Raw genomic sequence first — 18617 nt, 5'->3', positions numbered from 1 at the left:
GAGATGCGGTGGGATCGCCGGAGAAAGTACCTCACGTGCACCATTCGCCCCTGACGCCGGTACCGTTGGACAGCGGTGTGATCAGCGGAGGAGAAGTGATGAGCGATCTGGGCCACGTGCTGGTGCTGGCCGGAGGCCTCTCCTACGAGCGGGAGGTCTCTCTGCGCTCGGGCCGCAGGGTCAGCGAGGTGCTGCGCGCGTGCGGCGTCGACGTCGAGACCCGCGACACCGACGCGTCCCTCGTCCCGTCCATCCTCGCCGACCCGCCGGAGGCCGTCTTCGTGACCCTCCACGGCGGTGCGGGCGAGGACGGCGCGATCCGCTCCGTGCTGGAACTCCTCGACGTCCCGTACGTCGGCGCCGGGCCCGACGCGTGCCGGGTCGCCTTCGACAAGCCGACCGCCAAGGCCGTCGTACGCTCGGTCGGGCTGCGCACCCCCGAATCCGTCACCCTGCCGAAGGAGACGTTCCACGACCTCGGCGCCAGCGCCGTCCTCGGACGCATCGTCGAACGCCTCGGCCTCCCCCTGTTCGTCAAGCCCGCCCGCGGCGGCTCCGCGCTCGGCGCGTCGTTCGTCCGCACCGCGGAAGACCTGCCCGCCGCGATGGTCGGTTGTTTCGCGTACGGCGACACCGCGCTGATCGAGCGGTACGTCGAGGGCATCGAGGTGTCCGTGTCCGTCGTCGACCTGGGCGACGGGCCGGTGGCGCTGCCGGCCGTCGAGATCGTGCCCGACGGCGGGGTCTACGACTACGCGGCGCGCTACACGGCCGGACGCACCGAGTTCTTCGCCCCCGCCCGCCTCTCCCCCGCCGCCGCCGCGGCCTGCGCCGAGACGGCCGTGACCGCGCACACCGCGCTGGGGCTGCGTGACGTCTCCCGTACGGACCTCATCGTGGACGCCGACGACGTACCGCACTTCCTGGAGGTCAACGTGGCACCCGGGATGACGGAGACGTCGCTGCTCCCGATGTCCGCCGAAGCCGCCGGCCAGGACCTCGGCGAACTCTGCCGCGCCCTCCTCCAGATAGCCACCACCCGCAAACCCACCTGACCCACAGACACCTCCTCCCCCGGCTGGGGATGGACACGTCCGCACCCGGCCCCAGTCCCTCGCCCCACGTCGTCTGCACCTGGGCTGGACACCCCCCGCCCCACGTCGCGAGGACACATCCACCCCCGAACCGACCACATCGGGCGGGCCCGTCTGCATGTGGACGGCCCCTTCCCTCAGTCGGGCGAGCCCGTCGATACCCGGACCGGGCAAACACCCCTCCCCCACGTGGCGAGGCTCGTCCGTACGTGACCTCCTGCCCCACGTCGAGCGAGCACGTCCATACCCGGACGGGGCTCAGGCGTGGACAGGCGGCTGAGTAGCCTTGCTCTGTGCTGATCGATTCGATGTATCCCAAGAGTTTCGCCAGCGACAACCACGCAGGCGTGCACCCCACCGTCCTCGAAGCCATGACCGCCGCCAACCACGGGGACGCCCCCGCCTACGGCGACGACACGTGGACCGCGGCGTTCGAGGACAAGGCCAAGGAGACGTTCGGCGCGACCGCACACGCCTTCCCCGTGCTCAACGGAGCCGGCGCCAACATGGTCGGACTCGCCCTCATGCTCGGCCGCTACGACGCCGTCATCTGCGCCGACAGCGCCCACATCGCCACCCACGAGGCGGGCGCCTCCGAGCGGCTGCTCGGCGTGAAGCTCATGACCGTACCGACCGAGGACGGCAAGCTCCGCCCGTCCGACATCACGTCGCGCCTGGGCGGCATCGGCAACCCGCACGAACCGCAGCCGACGGTCGTCTCCGTCTCCCAGGTCACCGAACTCGGCACGTCCTACACCCCGGAAGAGCTCGCCGCGCTCGCCGCCACGGCGCACGAGCACGGTCTCCGGCTCCACCTCGACGGCGCCCGGCTGGCCAACGCCGCCGCCTTCCTGGGATGCGACCTCAAGGCCGTCACGACGGACGCCGGGGTCGACGTGTTCAGCTTCGGCGGCACGAAGAACGGCGCCTTGGCCGCCGAGGCGGTCGTCGTCCTCGACGGTACGCTGGCGCACGCGGTGCCGTTCCTGCGCCGCCAGTCGCTCCAGCTCGCCTCGAAGATGCGCTTCATCTCGGCGCAGCTGACCGCTCTCCTGACGGACGACCTCTGGCGCGAGAACGCCGGCCACGCGAACGACATGGCCAAGCGCCTCGCCGACGGCCTGGCCGACATCCCGGACGTCTCGCTGGCGTACCCGATCGAGAGCAACGCCGTCTTCGCCACGCTCCCCCATTCCGCCTCGGAGAAGCTCCTCCAGCGCTACCTGTTCCACTACTGGGACGAGCCCGCCGGCACGGTCCGCTGGATGACCGCCTTCGACACCACCCCCGACCAGGTGGACGACTTCCTGACCGATCTCCGCAAGGCAACCGCCTGACCCAAAACTGCCACCCTCCGCCCACCCCACCCACGCCGCCGAGAGCCAACTCAGTCGACGGGCCTCACCGGCTCTGTGGGAGGCGTCGCGCGCCGGTCATCGTCATGGTCGCTGCGACCGAGACAGCGACGGCAACCGCAACAGCCACGACGATGACAGCGAAAGTGACGACAGCAACCGACGGGCAGGCGGCAGGAGCAAGGGGCGGCGCCGTTCCACGTACCACCGAAGCCCGGCATCGTAGATGCCGCCGCCCCTCGTGACGCCCTGAGGTCACACCGCGAGAAAACACCGATGGCGGCATGCCACCGTCCTTGGCCACCAACACGGTGACGACAACAGGAGGCGGTGAAGACAGCTAGAGACGGAACAGCAGGAGAGCGGGCGCGGGGACGGCCGTATGTCATACCGCCGAAGCCGAGCACCGTCGATACCGGCCTTCAGCGTGGCATCCCAAGGTCACCCCAGAAGGCACCGGCAGTGCATGCCGCCGTCGACAACAACGACACAACAGCCACAGCGAGACCGGCGACGACAACGGCCCGAGGGGCCGGGGGCGGTGAGCGGGGGGGGCGGTGAGCGGGGGGCGGTGAGCGGAAGCCGTCTCCCACCGCCGAAACTGACCACATCGACCGCACCCGATGTGACGCCCAATGGTCACACCCTAGAAAAACCAGAGCGTTGGCACACGCCCGTCGACAGTGACGACGCAGCAGCCACGACCATGTCAACGCGAACAGCAACCACGACGGCGCGGGCAGGGACACCATTCCCTGCGTCACCGAAGCTGACCACATCGATCCGGCATCCGGCATCCGGCATGAGGCCCTCACGTCACACCCCAGAAAGCCAGCAGCGTTGGCATGCCGCCGCCATCAGCACCGACGACGCAGCAGCCACAACAATGACCACGCAGACGGCGGCGACAACGGCGGGAGGAGGAGCGCGGGCGCCGTTCCTCGTTCCGCCGCCGAGCATCGTGGATACCGCCGTCTGTCGTGAGCCCTCATCCCAGGAAGCCATCGACGGTGCATGCCACCGTCGATGGCGACGAACACAAAGGCCGGCGGAGCAACGACAACATCGTGCGGCAGCGGCAGGCGCGGCAGGCGGGGCAGGCGGGGCAGGCGGGGCAGGCGGGGCAGGCTCTTGTGCCACCGAAGCTGAGCACCATCGATACCGACTCCCAGCATGACGCCCCAAGACCATGCTTCAAAAGCGCAAACGACGGCATGCCGCCGCCGACGGCAACGACGACACACAGCTGCCACGACGAGATCGCCGACGACACAACGGGAGACAGCGGGGCGACGGCGGGCCATCTCCCCTGCCGATGTTGACCACATCGACCCGGCATCCGGCACGACGTCCTCACCCCGCGACAAGAAAGACAGCGGTCACCAATCGACCCTCGACAGCGAAGACAACACAACAGCCACGGCCACGACAAGGCGAACGGCAACCACAACGGCCTAGACGGGCACACCGTTCCCTGCCACCCCTGAAGCCGAGCACACCAACCCGGCATCCGGCATGGACGCCCTCATGTCGCACCAACGAAAACGGCGGTCGCCAAGCGTCGTCGACGACGACGACAGCGATGGCAGTGGCGATGGCGGCAGCAGCGGCAGCGGCAGCGGCAGCGGCGGCGGCGAGTGTGCAGTGTTTCACGTGAAACGAGCGCCGGGTTTGCGGTGAGGGGTGTCCCGGTCTATGTCAGGGCGTTGTCTCGGGTTGCACAGTTGGGTGGCTCCCTCGGTGTTGGCAGTAAGCAGCTGTCCGCCCAGACTGCTCCGCCTTCAACCGGGACACGGTGGATGCCTCTCAGTGATTAGCTGCCGCAGGACCGAACGCCTCGCTAACGGCGAGCCGCTCGATGGGGCTTCCTCGCTGGGAACACCGAGATCCTCTGCCAGGCTGCTGCCTCCGCCATGTTGCTGCCTTCGCCATGTTGCTACCTCTGCCGAGGCAGATGCCGATCTGATGCCGGTCGGCGGATCGTGCTCTTTGTGTGGGCGAGCATGGCGCTGGCTGCAGCGGAAGCACCCACCGCGCTGCTGGTGGGCAAGTCGCTCGGCACTCTTGCCACGCCCCTCACCGCGCCCCTCACCGCGCCTCTCCCCGCGCCTCTCGCTGAGCCTCTCGCCGCGCCCCTCGCCACGGAACATGCTCGACCAGGTCAGCGGCGGCCGCGTGATGGCAGGTTCGGGTACCCGCTGGTCATTGGGCAGGTCGCTCAACGCCCTGAGGAGAGTGTTGGTGTCTCTGCGAGCGACGCTCCTACCGGACCACCGCCTCTGACACCTGCCAAGGTCCAGCTACTCCAGCCAATAGCTGAGTCAGGCCAGCGCCGCGGAGTGCCACTGTAAGCACACCCACATCGGCGGTGGTGCCGCTGGTGTCGATCCCCGGGGTGTCGGCCAGGCCCGGGAGTTGCGTGCATGTTGCCAGAGGCCCGCCCTGAAGGCGGCATGACTGCTGCCATACCTGTGCAGCAGCCGAGGCGGGTGGGCAGCCGTGCTCGTTTCCGTTTCCGTTTCTGTGTCCGGTGGCGTCGTTGGCGCGGTCGGCGGCTTGCGGTGCCGGTATGGCGGGCCGTTGGCAGAGGCATGTCTACAGTCGTGTGCCGGCGAGCGGCTGCGGTGGTTTCACGTGAAACACTTCGCCATTGCTGGCGAGCGTAGCGCCCGAATGTCGGTTCAGCGGTGTCCTCACACCGGTACGTGAGCACTCCCACGGACCTGGACTGCCCGGCCGACTGGGACCGCTATCCATGCGGTCGCGACCGACCCCGTATCAGTACTGCCGAGACACCGCGGACATGGGTCCGCCAACCCGGATCGATGAGGGGCAGTGGCCGGACACCATCGCCGGTGTGGCCATGGAGTTGATGCACGCCGTCTGCGAGAGGCCGTCGCGGACCTCGGTAACCTCGGCGCGGGTGACGAACTCGACGACCTCCCCCCGCAGTACGTCGAGCATGGCCCCGGCCACGTCCTCGTCGAGCCGTCCCAGGATGTCAGGGGCGGCCTCCAGCACGGTCACCTGGGAGAGTGGTCACCGTTCGCATTGTCCTGGCCGTGCTGTTGCATCGTCGTCGCTGTCGACAGTGGTTGGCGACCGCCGCCATTCTTGGTGCGGCGTGAGGACGTCATACCGGTGCCGGGTCGATGAGGTCAACTTCGGCAGGGAGATGGCCCACCGTCGCCGCGCCGCCGCCGCCGCCGCCGCGCCGCCGCCGCCGCCGCCGCGCCGCCGCCGCCGCGCCGCCGCCTCCACCGTCGCCTCCACCGTCGCCTCCGCCGTCGCCCACCGTTGTCATCGGCGATCTCCCAGTGGCCGCTGTGTGTCGTCGTTACCGACGGCTCCGGCACGCGGGCCACCGCCGCGAGGGCCGCCTGGGTGAAGCATCGAGCTGCGGCCAATGAGATGCCGTGCCGTCACGGCGTCACGGCGTCACGGCGTCACGGCGTCACGGCGTCACGGCGTCACGGCATCATAGTCTCGCGGCGTCACAGCCACCGCCGCCACCGCCGCCACCGCGAGCACCGCGGGCACCGCGAGCACCGCGGGCACCGCTAGCACCGATCACCGCGGGGCACCACGGGCACAAGGTCGGCGGGGAGGCGGGGAGGCGGGGAGGCGGGGAGGCGGGCCATAAGGCTCTGCGACTGACTCGGCCTTGCGACCGAGCTCGGCCGGACGCACAAGCGCTTGCGGTCTCCGTCGCCGAACACCGCAAGTTGTCAGGAGCGGATGGATGGTGTGCGGGTGGCGCTATGCCGTTCGCCGGAAGCTAGGGGCCGACCCGTTGAGAGGCCCGCCTGCCCAACGTGCCACGCCCACCCAGAACGTCCACAGCTTCAATGGAGGCGTGTTTCACGTGAAACACGCCTCAGGCTTCTGCCTCTCGCATGGCGCGTACGGCTTCCGGGGCCATGGTGCCGATGATGCGTTCGAGGTCGTCGATGGTGGCGAACTCGACCACGATGCGGCCCTTCCGGCGCCCGAGGTCGACCTTCACCTTGGTCTCGAAGTGGTCGGAGAGGCGGTCGGCCAGGTGGGTCAGGCCGGGGGCGGTTGGCTTGGGTGCGGAGCGGGTGCGGGCCGGCTTCTGCTCGGGCGCAGCCTCGGCGCTCCCCATGGAGACGATCTCCTCCACAGCCCGTACGGAGAGCAGCTCGGCAACGATGCGCTTGGCCAGCTTGATCTGCTCCTCGGCGCTGTCCAGCCCGAGCAGCGCACGCGCGTGCCCCGCGGTCACGCGGGTGCCGGCGGCCACGTGCAACTGGACTTCGGCGGGCAGCTTGAGCAGTCGCAGGGTGTTGGAGATGTGCGAACGGGAACGACCGAGCTTCTTCGCCAGCTGATCATGCGTGGCCTGGAAGTCGTCCAGCAGCTGCTGGTACGCCGCCGCCTCTTCCAATGGGTTCAGTTCCTGGCGCTGGAGGTTCTCGATGAGCGCGTCCCGCAGGAGCTCGGTGTCCTGCGTGTTGCGCACGATGGCGGGAACCGGATCGACGCCGGCCTGGTGACAGGCTCGCCAGCGCCGCTCCCCCATGATCAATTCATACTGACCGCCACCCACCGGGCGGACCACGATCGGCTGCAGCAGGCCGACCTCACGGATGGACGCCGCAAGTTCCTCAAGGCGTTCCTCGTCGAAGACCTCACGCGGCTGCCGGGGGTTGGGGACGATCGCCTTCAGCGGGATCTCTTTGAAGTACGCACCGGCGACGGGCGCGAGACCTGCTTCCCCAGCTGACCCGTTGGCCTGGGGAGGAACCGTCCCCGTGCCGTCAACGATGGGACCGGTCGGGATGAGCGCCCCGATCCCCTTGCCCAATCCCCGCCGCTGCTGCGCCACTGCGTCTCCTCATCACCCGGTTGGTTCCGGTCACTCCAGGAGAGGTTACCGTTGCGAACCCGGCGGAGTGCTCGCTCGCCACACACCGCCCGGCTGGATTTACCCCGACACCACCAGAATCTGCCGTCACGGCCTGATGCGCACCGAATGACAGGGCTGTCAGGCGACGGGCGCCTGGTGGGCGATCTCGCGGGCGGCGTCCTTGTACGCCATCGCGCCGCTGGATCCCGGGTCGTACGTCATCACCGACTGCCCGTAGCTGGGCGCCTCCGACAGCCGGACGCTGCGCGGGATGACGGTGTTGAGCACGGTGTCGCCGAAGTGCGAGCGCACCTCCTCGGCCACCTGCGATGCCAGCCGGGTACGGCCGTCGTACATGGTCAGGACGATGGTCGACAACCGCAGGGTGGGGTTGAGGTGCGCGCGGATCAGGTCGACGTTCCGCAGGAGCTGGCCCAGGCCCTCCAGCGCGTAGTACTCGCACTGGATCGGGATCATGACCTCGTCCGCCGCGACGAGAGCGTTGACCGTCAGCAGGCCGAGCGACGGAGGACAGTCGATGATGATGTAGTCGAACTCCACCGCGTCGTACGCCGCGAGCGCCCGCCGCAGCCGCGCCTCTCGCGCCACCAGCGAGACCAACTCGATCTCGGCGCCCGCGAGGTCGATGGTGGCCGGTGCGCAGTAGAGGTTCGGCATGTCGGGGACCTGCTTGACGATGTCCGCCATGGGCAGATCGTCCACCAGCACCTGGTACACGTCCGGTACGTCCCCGCGATGCTCGGTGGCCAGGGCGGTGGAGGCGTTGCCCTGGGGGTCGAGGTCGACCACGAGGACCCGCTGCCCGTGCATCGACAGGGCGGCGGCAATGTTGACCGAGGTGGTGGTCTTGCCCACCCCGCCCTTCTGGTTGGCCACGGCGATCACGCGGGTCTTCGCCGGACGCGGCCAGACGTCGCCGTCCACAGAGGTCGGGCCGGCGCTGCCGGCTGCCTGGCCTACCGACGTTTCACGTGAAACCACTGAGCTGAGCGCCTCTCGTACCAACGGCGAATCACCGGGGTTCAGGGGGGTCTGGGTCACGATGGCCATCCTTTCAACCAGTGGTGTGCCGGTGCCGGGAATTCGCTGTCGCGACACGCCCATTTCGGGCCAGCCAACCCCGGTGGGACTCTCGGACGAACGGCTCTCCGGCCAGCCAAGACCGCTTGACGCGACTGGCACAACCGTCACCTCCTTCGTCGCCGCCTCGCTGCTCGCTCCGGCGGGCGACCCGCTACCACCCGAACCAATGTTGCAGGCGGCTCGACCTTACCGCGCCCGACGGTCACAAGCTCAGCCGTTAGCGCCCCACTCGCGCGCAGCCGGCTCTCCGCTTCGGCGAGTTCCTCGGCCGCCCGCTCCCCCTTCATGGCGATGAGCTCACCGCCCTCGCGAAGCAGCGGCATCGCCCAGGTGAGCAGGCGGTCGAGCGGCGCCACCGCACGGGCACTGGCAACGTCGAACTCTCGCTTACCGGCGAGCTCCTCCGCTCGCCCGCGCAGCACCTCGACGTTGTCGAGCTTGAGCGCCTCGACGCTCTCCTCAAGGAAGACGGTACGCCGCAGCAGCGGTTCGAGGAGGGTGACCGTGATATCCGGTCGGACGATCGCCAGCACCAGCCCGGGCAACCCGGCGCCGGACCCGATGTCGACCAGCCGTACGTCGGGCGGCACGGCCTCGGCCACGACGGCGCAGTTGAGCAGGTGGCGGTCCCAGATGCGGGGCACCTCTCGCGGACCCAGCAGCCCGCGGACGACGCCGGGACCCGCGAGCAGCCCGGCGAAGGCGTTCGCGCGCTCCCAGGCCTCCCCGGTGAAGACGTCCCGCGCTATCTCCGGCGGCTCCGGAAGCTCATCGCTCACTGGTCGGCTGGCCCTTTCTGAGACTGGTGTCGCTCGTCGGAACGGTGGCTGAGCTAGGGGGTCGACGCTGCTTTCACGGCCCCACCCAAGGCTACGGGTGAGATCACAGGTGAAGACTAGCGGGCCGGGCTGAAAGCGGTCTGCGCAGCGATCCCGGCACACCACTCACCTATGACAAACGATCCTTCATCCCCCCAAGAAGCCACGTACGGTAAAAAACGTGACAAATGACGAACGGCCGCCTGCCACGCGCGACGGCGGGCGGACGGCCGATCCAGGGACGTGAGACGCCTCAGGCGGGCAGGACGACCACGTAGCGGTGGGGCTCCTCCCCCTCCGACTCGCTACGGAGCCCGGCCGCCGCGACGGCGTCGTGCACGATCTTCCGCTCGAACGGCGTCATCGGCTGCAGCGGCTTGGGCTCACCGCGCTCCTTGACCTCGTTGGCGACCTCGGTGCCGAGCTTGGTGAGCTCGGCGCGGCGCCGCTCGCGGTAGCCGGCCACGTCGAGCATCAGCCTCGAACGCTCGCCGGTCTGGCGGTGCACGGCCAGACGGGTCAGCTCCTGCAGCGCCTCGAGGACCTCTCCCCCAGGCCCGACCAGCTCGGCGCCCTTCACTCCGACCACGGAGACGAGAGCGCGGTCGCCCTCGACGTCCATGTCGATGTCGCCGTCGATGTCGGCGATGTCGAGAAGGCCCTCGACGTAGTCGGCAGCGATCTCGCCTTCCTGCTCCAGCGCATTGAGATCAGGAGCCTTCTCCTGCTCGGCCTCGGTCATGGCCGGCCTCTCCTTCGTGTTCACGACTTCTTGCTGCCGGTGCGCTTGCTACGGGTCTGCCGGGTCGGCTGCTGCCTAATGATCTTAGGCGCGGGAGGCTCCGGCGTAGGTGCCTGCTCGGCCGGCGTGGTCTTGCGGAGCTTCGCGATCAAACTGGGCTTCGGCTCGACCGGAATGACATTGCCCTTGGCGTCGTACTTCGGCATGGGGTGCCGGCTGTAGAACCAGTGCTGCTGACCGAGGGTCCACAGGTTGGTGGTGACCCAGTACATGATCAGGCCGAGGGGGAAGTTCAGGCTGAAGAAGGCGAACAGCGGCGAGATGTACATCAGGATCTTCTGCTGCTGCGCCATGGGGTTGTCCGGCATCTGCTGCATCGAGCGGGTGACGCTCTGCCGGACGGTGAGGAACGTGGTGAACGAACTGATCGCCACGAAGATCCCCAGGACCACCTTGGTCTGGACGGGGGTCGCGCCGAAGTTCGCGATCTGCTCCGCCGACATCCAGAAGTTCGCGGGCAGCGGCGCGCCGAAGATGTGCGCACTCCTGGCGCTGTCGACGAGTTCCTGCGTGATGCCGTACTTCGCATGGCCGTCAGCCATGTTGTGGAGCACGGTGAACATGGAGATGAAGATCGGGAACTGGGCGACCACAGGAAGACAGCCGCCGAGCGGGTTGGCCCCCGCTCCTTGGTACAGCGCCATGACCTCCTGGTTCATGCGCTGCTTGTCGTTCTTGTAACGCTTACGCAGTTCCTGCACCTTGGGGGCGAGCTCCTGCATCTTCCTCGACGAGCGCATCTGCTTGAGGAAGAGCGGGAAGATCAGGAGCCGCATGAACACGGTCAGCGTGATGATCGTCAACGCCCAGGTCAGCCCGCTGTCCGGGTCGAGGACCGTGCTGTATCCAGTATGGATCCAGATGATGACGTGGGCTACGGCTTGGTACAGCCAGCTCAGCCAGGACAGCTCCACCGAGCTATCTCCCTTGCGTTTCGTGGGACCGGACCGGGCGTGGGGGCACCGGGTCTATACCTCCGGGATGGAATGGGTGGCACCGCCCGATACGCCGGACAGTCAGCCATATGCCGCGCAAGGCGCCGTGTACGGCAATCGCCTCCAGCCCGTAGGCACTGCACGACGGGTAGAAGCGACAGCGCGGACCGAGCAGCGGGCTGATGAACGCCCGATAGAACCGGATGAGGACGATGAACACCCGAGCGGCGAGGCTCGGCGCCACCTGGTGCGGCTGCTCCGTCATTTGTGTTCACCCGTCGAGGACTCGCGCCGCCGGAGGAGACGATCCAGCGCGGAGTCGAGTTCGGCGGCCAGGTGCTCGAATCGCGCGGACGCGGCCGGTGGATTGGCGCGTACCACAAGCAGGCTACCTCGTGGCAACCGGTCGAGACGGTCCCGCATCAGGTGTCGGAGCCGTCGTTTGACCTTGTTCCGGGTCACTGCGCCACCGACGGCCTTGCTCACCACGAATCCGACCAGAGGCGGCTCGTCCCCTGAAAGCGTGAAATGCACCACCAGGGTCGGGCGGCCGGCGCGTTTGCCGCGTCTGACCGCCGCCTCGAACTCCTCCCCGCGCCGCATGCGGGATTGCCGGGACAGCACCGTATACGCCTATCGCCCGCCGGTGAGATGCACCGGCGGGCCGACTATCGGGCGCGGGACGATCAGGCCGACAGCGATTCGCGGCCCTTACGACGGCGGGCGGCGAGGATGGCGCGACCGGCCCGGGTGCGCATCCGCAGCCGGAAGCCGTGGGTCTTCGCGCGGCGACGGTTGTTCGGCTGGAAAGTACGCTTGCTCACGGGTGGGCTCCAGGCTCGAAGGTGCGCCACAAGGACGCTGAACACACATGGATGGCCTGCCAGGAGTGCGAGGGCACGCGAAATAGCCGTCGCGTGACAAGCCGACCGTCGTACGTTACGGGTGAAGGACCCCCCAGGTCAAACCGGAGCGGTTGTCCACCAATCCACAGGCGGGTTTTCCACCACCGGGACTACGTCCACAGTATGTGCCCCCAGGTGCCACTAGGCTGTGGACAACGTCTTGAACACAGCTGTGCACATCGCTACTGTCGGCCTTTTCGAGCCGCTCAGGGCCTGTGGACAGCCTGTGGATCAGCTGTGGAGGCGGGCGGTACGACGCCCGGCCGCCACCTGTGGACGAACCGGCCGCTCATCGACATGGGCGGCCGTCTCATGTGGACAGACAAACGCGGGGGCCCGCGAGGATCGAGGAGGGGAGTCGCGCCATGAACGGTGTCGATCTCGGCGCGGTATGGGCGAGGGCCCTGGGCAACTTCCTCAACGAGAACGTGCCGATCCAGCAGCGCACGTGGTTGTCGATGGTGCGTCCGATCGCCTTGGCGAACGACACGATCGTGCTCGGCGTCCCGAACGACTTCGTCAAGGACCTCATCGAGGGCAAGCTGCGCTCGCTCGTGGTGCACGCGCTGTCGCAGGAGCTCGGACGGACCATGCGGCTGGCCGTGATGATCGACACGACGGCTCCCGAGCCGTCGCCCGGCGACCCTCATCAACAGCCTGTGACTCAGAGTTATCCCCAGGGTGTGGAGGGTCAGCTGCGTTATGCACAGCCCGCGCAACCCCAGCACAGTCCGGCTTCCGAGCCGCCGCAGTACTACTCCCCACAGCCCGAGCAGCCTGCGTCGTCCACCGAATATCCACAGCAGGGCTTCACTTTTGAACAGGCGCAGCCGTACACACCGCCTGTGGAGAAGTCCCCCGAGCCGGCCCCCAACCGGTGGGAGGCGAAGAGCAGCAAGCCCAGCGAACCGGCCCGTCTCAACCAGAAGTACACGTTCGAGACGTTCGTCATCGGCGCCAGCAACCGGTTCGCGCACGCGGCCGCCGTCGCGGTCGCGGAGTCGCCGGCGAAGGCGTATAACCCGCTGTTCATCTACGGCGACTCGGGACTGGGCAAGACGCACCTGCTGCACGCGATCGGGCATTACGCGCAGAGCCTCTACGACGGCGCGCGGGTGCGGTACGTGAGCTCCGAGGAGTTCACCAACGACTTCATCAACAGCATCCGCGACCACAAGGCCGACGGGTTCCGCGGCCGCTACCGCGCGATCGACATCCTGCTCGTGGACGACATCCAGTTCCTGGAGGGCAAGGAGCAGACGCAGGAGGAGTTCTTCCACACCTTCAACACCCTCCACAACGCCAACAAGCAGATCGTGATCTCCAGCGACCGGGCGCCCAAGCAGCTCATCACGCTGGAGGACCGGCTGCGCAACCGCTTCGAGTGGGGTCTGATCACCGACGTCCAGCCGCCCGAGCTCGAGACCCGCATCGCGATCCTGCGGAAGAAGGCCATACAGGAGGGCCTGGCCGCGCCGCCCGAGGTGCTCGAGTACATCGCCAGCCGCATCTCGACCAACATCCGCGAGCTCGAAGGCGCGCTGATCCGGGTCACCGCGTTCGCCAGCCTCAACCGGCAGGGCGTCGACCTGCAACTGGCCGAGGTGGTGCTGAAGGACCTGATCACCTCGGAGTCCGACACCGAGATCACCATCGCGGCGATCATGACCGAGACCGCCAACTACTTCGGCATCAGCATCGACGACCTGTGCGGCACGTCCCGCAGCCGGGCCCTCGTCAACGCCCGGCAGATCGCGATGTACCTCGCCCGCGAGCTGACGGAGCTGTCGCTGCCGAAGATCGGCCAGCAGTTCGGCGGACGCGACCACACCACGGTCATGCACGCGGAGCGGAAGATCCGGTCGCTCATCGCCGAGCGCCGGTCGATGTACAACCAGGTCAACGAGCTGACAATGCGGATCAAGCAGACACAGCGCGGCTCCTGACTTCATGCACAGCCTGTGGAAAACGCTGTGGACCAGCGCAAACGCAAAATCGCGACCGCCGAATGCCCGGGAAAGCCAGGAAAAATCCATCCACATCGGTTGGGGACAAGGGTGGGGACATCCTGGGGACTACTCGGGGATAAGTGTGGATGACGTGTGGACGGCCTGTGAACAGCGGATCTGGGGCTCCAGGGGCGTCCGATTTACCCCGTGGATAAGCTGTGGAAACCTCGTGGATAACCCCGGTTCTGCCGTGGATGAAGGCACCAAGATCTGGGGACGGCCTGTGGGCGAAGAAAACTCATCCCCAGGCCGCCGAGTTCTCCCCAGGCTTCACCCACACCCTCGGTGGACGAAAATACGGCCACTGACCAGCCAAGACGCCGGTTGTCCACAGTTCCCACAGCCCCTAGTGTGATGACCTCTTATCTCTCTAACTAAGAAACTCAAAGACTCATAGAGGGGCCCCTCCCCGAGCACGAGTGCGGGAGAGTGGACTCGCGCAATCAACGACGAAGCAGGAGGCTGATCACCGTGATGTTCCGAATCGAGCGAGACGTCCTCGCTGAGGCGGTGGCATGGACGGCACGCAGCCTCCCGGCGCGGCCGTCGGTGCCCGTGCTCGCCGGCATGCGCCTGGAGGTGACCGACGAGCAGCGGCTGAAGTTGTCGGGCTTCGACTACGAGGTCTCGGCCGAGGTCACGCTCGAGCTCCACACCGGTGAGCCGGGAGTCGTCCTGGTCTCGGGCAAGCTGCTCGCCGAGATCACCCGCGCGCTTCCCGCACAGCCTGTGGACTTCGTGGTGGACGGCGCCAAGGCGGTCGTCACCTGCGGCAGCTCGCGGTTCACCCTCCTCACCATGCCTGTGGAGGACTACCCCTCGCTGCCGGCCATGCCGCCGGCCGCCGGCCGGGTGGGCAGCGACGTGTTCGCCTCGGCCGTCGCCCAGGTCGCCGTCGCCGCGGGTCGCGACGACACGCTGCCGATGCTCACCGGCGTGCGGATGGAGATCGAGGGCGACACGGTCACCCTCGCCGCGACCGACCGCTACCGGCTGGCCGTACGCGAGCTCAGGTGGCAGCCGGGGCAGCCCGACTTCAGCGCCGTCGCGATGATCCCCGGCAAGACGCTCGCCGACACGGCCAAGGCGCTCGGCACGAGCGGCGCCGAGGTCGAGATCGCGCTCAGCTCCTCCGGCGGCAAGGGTGAGGGCATGATCGGTTTCTCGAGCAACGGCCGCCGGACGACGACGCGGCTGCTCGACCCCGAGTTCCCCAAGTACCGCTCGCTGCTGCCCACCGAGTTCTCCGCCCGCGCCGACCTGTCCACAGGGCCGTTCGTCGAGGCGGTCAAACGCGTGGCCCTGGTCGCCGAGCGCAACACCCCCGTACGCCTGGCCTTCCGCAGCGGCGAGGTGGTGCTGGAGGCCGGCAGCGGCGACGAGGCGCAGGCCGTCGAGGCCCTGCCGGTCGACTACGAGGGCGAGGAGATGAACATCGCCTTCAACCACCAGTTCCTCCTGGAAGGGCTGGGGGCGATCGACTCCGATGTGGCGAGGCTGCAGATGACCACCTCGACGAAGCCCGCTATCCTCACCGGCGGCAAGCCTGTGGATGACGCGACGGGTCCCGATTACCGTTACCTGATCATGCCCATCCGACTGTCAGGCTGAGGCTGACATCGGGGAAGATGAAACCCTGACAAGGGGGGTACGGAACATGCAGATCGGCATGATCGGACTGGGCAAGATGGGCGGCAACATGGCCGAGCGGCTGCGCCGCGGTGGTCATGAGGTGGTCGGTTACGACCGCGACCCGGCCGTCAGCGACGTCGGCAGCCTGAAGGAGCTGGCCGAACGTCTTGAGGCGCCGCGCGCGGTGTGGGTCATGGTGCCCGCCGGCGCGCCGACGCAGTCCACCATCGACCAGCTGGGCGAGCTGCTCGCCGAGGGCGACATCGTCGTCGACGGCGGCAACTCCCACTACGTGGACGACCAGAAGCACGCCGCCGAGCTGGCCCGCAAGCAGATCGGCTTCGTCGACTGCGGCGTCAGCGGCGGCGTCTGGGGCCTGCAGAACGGCTACGCGCTCATGTGCGGTGGCGACAAGCCCAACGTCGACCGGCTCATGCCGATCTTCGAGACGCTCAAGCCCGAGGGCGAGGACGGCTTCGTCCACGCCGGCGACGTCGGCGCGGGCCACTTCTCGAAGATGGTCCACAACGGCATCGAGTACGGCATGATGCAGGCCTTCGCCGAGGGCTGGGAGCTGCTCGAGGCCTCCGACATCGTCAAGGACGTCAAGGGCTCGTTCGCCAGCTGGCGCACCGGCACGGTCATCCGTTCCTGGCTGCTCGACCTACTGGTTCGCGCGCTCGACGACGACGAGCACCTCGACCAGCTGCACGGCTACGCACAAGACTCCGGCGAGGGCCGCTGGACGGTCCAGGCGGCCGTCGACCACGCCGTCCCGCTCCCGGTCATCACCGCCGCGCTGTACGCCAGGTTCGCCTCGCGGCAGGACGACTCGCCCGCGATGAAGGTCGTGGCGGCGCTGCGCAACCAGTTCGGCGGCCACGCGGTCACCTCGAAGGAGGGCAGCGTCTCCAAGGGCGCCGACGCTCCCGGCGCCGACGTGACGCCGCCGCGCGAGGTCGACCGCTAGGGTTTTCCACAGGACGGCCACAGGTGCCTCCAGCAGCCGCCGGGGCGCACTAACCTTCGAGGGGTGCATGTCGCCCACCTCTCGCTGACCGACTTCCGGTCCTACGCCTCCGTGGAGCTCGGCCTGGAGCCGGGCGTCACGGCGTTCGTGGGGCCCAACGGCCAGGGCAAGACCAATCTGGTCGAGGCCCTCGGCTACGTGGCGACGCATTCCAGCCACCGGGTGGCGAACGACGCGCCGCTCGTGCGTCAGGGCGCCACCCGGGCGATCGTGCGCTGCGCCGTCCACAGGGACGACCGGCGGGCGCTCGTCGAGCTGGAGATCAACCCGGGGCGGGCCAACCGCGCGCGGCTCAACCGCGCGCCCGTGTCGCGGGCCCGCGACGTCGTCGGCCTGCTGCGCACGGTGCTGTTCGCCCCCGAGGACCTCGCGCTGTCCAAGGGCGACCCGTCCGAGCGCCGTCGCTTCCTCGACGACCTGCTGGTGGCGCGCACGCCGCGGTTCGCCGGCGTGCGGGCCGACTACGACCGCGTGCTGAAGCAGCGCGGCGCGCTGCTGCGTACGGCCGCGCAGGCGCGCAGAGGGGCCAGGAGCGCCCGGCGGCAGGAACGCGACGCCGGGTTCTCGGCCGCGGGCGCCGGAGACGTCCTGAGCACGCTGGAGGTCTGGGACGCCCACCTCGCCCAGCACGGTGCGGAGCTGCTGCGTGGGCGGCTGGAGCTGATCGAGGCGCTGCGGCCGCTGGTCGCCGGCGCGTACGCCGCGCTCGCCCCGTCGAGCGCGCCGGCGACGCTGGCCTACCGCAGCACGTTGTCCACAGGTGTGGACACCGGAGAGGGCGACGGAGAGCGTGAAGCCCCCGCTGACAGGGGATCTCTTGATACACAGACGTTATCCACAGACTTGGGGAAAACCCTTGAAGAGAGTCTGCGGGAGCGGCTATTGGAGGTCCGCCAGTCGGAGCTCGAGCGGGGCGTCACCCTGGTCGGGCCCCACCGCGACGACCTGATCCTGCGCCTCGGCGATCTGCCCGCCCGCGGGTACGCCAGCCACGGCGAGTCCTGGTCGTTCGCGCTGGCGCTCCGGCTGGCCGCCTACGACCTGCTGCGCGCCGACGGGGGCGACCCGGTGCTGATCCTCGACGACGTGTTCGCCGAGCTCGACGGTCAGCGCCGGCGGCGGCTCGCCGAGATGGTCGCGCCCGCCGAGCAGGTGCTCATCACCGCCGCCGTGCCCGACGACGTGCCCGCGGAGCTCACGGGCGGCCGGTTCGACGTCACAGGAGGGAGTGTGACCCGTGTCCGCTGACGAGCCGGGCGGCCCGGCCACTGAGGCGGGGCCCGGCCGTCCACAGGGCGGTGGACAACCCGCGGACGGGCCCGCGCCCGAGCACGTGACCGCCCGCGGGGTGGCGATGGCGCGCGAGAAGCTCGCCCAGGCCAAGGCCGACGCCGCCAAGCGCGGGCAGCTCCCCCGGCGCGAGCCGAGGCGCAAGAAGGCAGGTCCGAGCCGTAACGGCGGCGATCCCCAGCTTTTCGGCCGGGCCATCGCCGACCTGCTGTCCGACCGCGGCTGGGAGCGTCCGGTGGCGGTGGGGGCGGTTTTCGGACGCTGGCGCGACATCGTCGGCCCCGGCCTCGCCGCCCACACCAAGCCGGAGTCGTTCGAGGACGGCGAGGTGCTGGTCGTGGCCGACTCGACGGCGTGGGCGACGCAGGTCCGGCTGCTCGCGCGCACCCTCGTACGCAGGCTCAACGAGGAGCTCGGCGACGGCACGGTCACGAAGGTCAAGGTCAGGGGGCCGCAGAACGCGCCCCGCCCGTCGGGAGGGTTGCGGGTGACCGGAAGCCGGGGCCCCGGTGACACCTACGGGTAGGCGTCGGGGGCGATCAGAAAGCCACAGACGCGATCGCCCCCCTTTCCGGAGGGGGGATGCTGGGCAGGGGGCAAAACGAGCTAGAGAGCATCACAGGCGCGTTCATTGCCACCTCGGGCCTCCGGAGGCGGTAGAATGAAAAAGGATTCCGGACACGTCCGCTTGCGTGTCACCCCGGCACCAAGCCGACTCCCCTGGGTGACCGCGCATCGGGGCACTCACGACGGTGACGGGCACGGCAGGGGCA

At 68.6% G+C, this 18617-nt stretch carries 18 protein-coding genes; 8 read left to right on the top strand and 10 right to left on the bottom strand.

Going from position 1 to position 18617, the window contains the following annotated elements; all coding sequences use genetic code 11:
* The first annotated feature begins 98 nt into the window (after positions 1 to 98).
* The 3 genes from BLR04_RS28640 to BLR04_RS39995 all read left to right on the top strand — a co-directional run bounded on the left by BLR04_RS28640 (position 99) and on the right by BLR04_RS39995 (position 3771).
* On the top strand, positions 99 to 1055 hold the full coding sequence (locus BLR04_RS28640; protein ID WP_090771050.1) for a D-alanine--D-alanine ligase family protein: 957 nt from the start codon (positions 99 to 101) through the stop codon (positions 1053 to 1055).
* A gap of 332 nt (positions 1056 to 1387) precedes the next feature.
* A complete protein-coding gene (locus tag BLR04_RS28635; RefSeq protein WP_090771048.1) occupies positions 1388 to 2431 on the top strand; it encodes a threonine aldolase family protein in 1044 nt (347 codons plus the stop codon).
* 1028 nt (positions 2432 to 3459) lie between these two features.
* Positions 3460 to 3771 carry a hypothetical protein gene (locus tag BLR04_RS39995; protein WP_143022256.1) on the top strand — a complete coding sequence of 104 codons (312 nt, stop codon included), beginning with the start codon at positions 3460 to 3462 and terminating at the stop codon, positions 3769 to 3771.
* 1456 nt (positions 3772 to 5227) lie between these two features.
* On the opposite strand, the gene BLR04_RS28630 is transcribed toward BLR04_RS39995, so the two are convergent.
* The 10 genes from BLR04_RS28630 to rpmH form a co-directional block, all read right to left on the bottom strand.
* A complete protein-coding gene (locus tag BLR04_RS28630) occupies positions 5228 to 5476 on the bottom strand; it encodes a hypothetical protein (protein ID WP_090771046.1) in 249 nt (82 codons plus the stop codon).
* Positions 5477 to 5582: 106 nt separating this feature from the next.
* A complete protein-coding gene (locus BLR04_RS40950) occupies positions 5583 to 5753 on the bottom strand; it encodes a hypothetical protein (RefSeq protein WP_176903330.1) in 171 nt (56 codons plus the stop codon).
* Between the two features lie 573 nt (positions 5754 to 6326).
* Positions 6327 to 7298 carry a ParB/RepB/Spo0J family partition protein gene (locus tag BLR04_RS28625; protein ID WP_090771043.1) on the bottom strand — a complete coding sequence of 324 codons (972 nt, stop codon included), beginning with the start codon at positions 7296 to 7298 and terminating at the stop codon, positions 6327 to 6329.
* Positions 7299 to 7457: 159 nt separating this feature from the next.
* Positions 7458 to 8390: a ParA family protein gene (locus BLR04_RS28620; protein ID WP_218129219.1), complete on the bottom strand. Its 933-nt coding sequence runs from the start codon at positions 8388 to 8390 to the stop codon at positions 7458 to 7460.
* Between the two features lie 137 nt (positions 8391 to 8527).
* Positions 8528 to 9202, bottom strand: coding sequence for a 16S rRNA (guanine(527)-N(7))-methyltransferase RsmG (gene rsmG / locus BLR04_RS28615; protein WP_090771041.1), 675 nt, complete (start codon positions 9200 to 9202; stop codon positions 8528 to 8530).
* A 292-nt stretch (positions 9203 to 9494) separates the two neighbouring features.
* Positions 9495 to 9983, bottom strand: coding sequence for a Jag family protein (locus BLR04_RS28610; RefSeq protein ID WP_090771039.1), 489 nt, complete (start codon positions 9981 to 9983; stop codon positions 9495 to 9497).
* 20 nt (positions 9984 to 10003) lie between these two features.
* Positions 10004 to 10957 (bottom strand): membrane protein insertase YidC, encoded by a 954-nt coding sequence (gene yidC / locus BLR04_RS28605; protein ID WP_090771037.1) that lies wholly within the window; start codon positions 10955 to 10957, stop codon positions 10004 to 10006.
* Positions 10958 to 10961: 4 nt separating this feature from the next.
* Entirely contained in the window at positions 10962 to 11243 is a 282-nt protein-coding gene (yidD, locus tag BLR04_RS28600) for a membrane protein insertion efficiency factor YidD (protein WP_090771034.1), read from the bottom strand.
* Positions 11240 to 11602, bottom strand: coding sequence for a ribonuclease P protein component (rnpA, locus tag BLR04_RS28595; protein WP_090771032.1), 363 nt, complete (start codon positions 11600 to 11602; stop codon positions 11240 to 11242). The genes yidD and rnpA overlap by 4 nt, the downstream gene beginning before the upstream one ends.
* 62 nt (positions 11603 to 11664) lie before the next feature.
* Complete coding sequence (rpmH, locus tag BLR04_RS28590) at positions 11665 to 11802, bottom strand: 50S ribosomal protein L34 (RefSeq protein WP_056680296.1); 138 nt, start codon at positions 11800 to 11802, stop codon at positions 11665 to 11667.
* A gap of 446 nt (positions 11803 to 12248) precedes the next feature.
* On the opposite strand from rpmH, the gene dnaA reads away from it, so the two are divergent.
* The 5 genes from dnaA to BLR04_RS28565 all read left to right on the top strand — a co-directional run bounded on the left by dnaA (position 12249) and on the right by BLR04_RS28565 (position 18370).
* The gene (gene dnaA, locus BLR04_RS28585) at positions 12249 to 13829 is read left to right on the top strand and encodes a chromosomal replication initiator protein DnaA (RefSeq protein WP_090771029.1); all 1581 of its coding nucleotides are present in this window, start codon (positions 12249 to 12251) and stop codon (positions 13827 to 13829) included.
* Positions 13830 to 14363: 534 nt separating this feature from the next.
* Complete coding sequence (gene dnaN, locus BLR04_RS28580) at positions 14364 to 15503, top strand: DNA polymerase III subunit beta (protein ID WP_090771027.1); 1140 nt, start codon at positions 14364 to 14366, stop codon at positions 15501 to 15503.
* Positions 15504 to 15510: 7 nt separating this feature from the next.
* Complete coding sequence (gene gnd / locus BLR04_RS28575; protein ID WP_281191735.1) at positions 15511 to 16494, top strand: phosphogluconate dehydrogenase (NAD(+)-dependent, decarboxylating); 984 nt, start codon at positions 15511 to 15513, stop codon at positions 16492 to 16494.
* A gap of 63 nt (positions 16495 to 16557) precedes the next feature.
* On the top strand, positions 16558 to 17802 hold the full coding sequence (gene recF / locus BLR04_RS28570) for a DNA replication/repair protein RecF (RefSeq protein WP_090771023.1): 1245 nt from the start codon (positions 16558 to 16560) through the stop codon (positions 17800 to 17802).
* Positions 17792 to 18370: a DciA family protein gene (locus BLR04_RS28565; protein WP_245740620.1), complete on the top strand. Its 579-nt coding sequence runs from the start codon at positions 17792 to 17794 to the stop codon at positions 18368 to 18370. Before recF ends, BLR04_RS28565 begins: the two co-directional genes overlap by 11 nt.
* The last annotated feature ends 247 nt before the right edge of the window (positions 18371 to 18617 follow it).

It is taken from the genome of Nonomuraea maritima (genome assembly GCF_900100395.1).
In the GTDB taxonomy this organism is placed as follows: domain Bacteria; phylum Actinomycetota; class Actinomycetes; order Streptosporangiales; family Streptosporangiaceae; genus Nonomuraea; species Nonomuraea maritima.
Note: the sequence above shows the minus strand (reverse complement) of the source record. Positions and strands in the feature narration are given on the sequence as shown.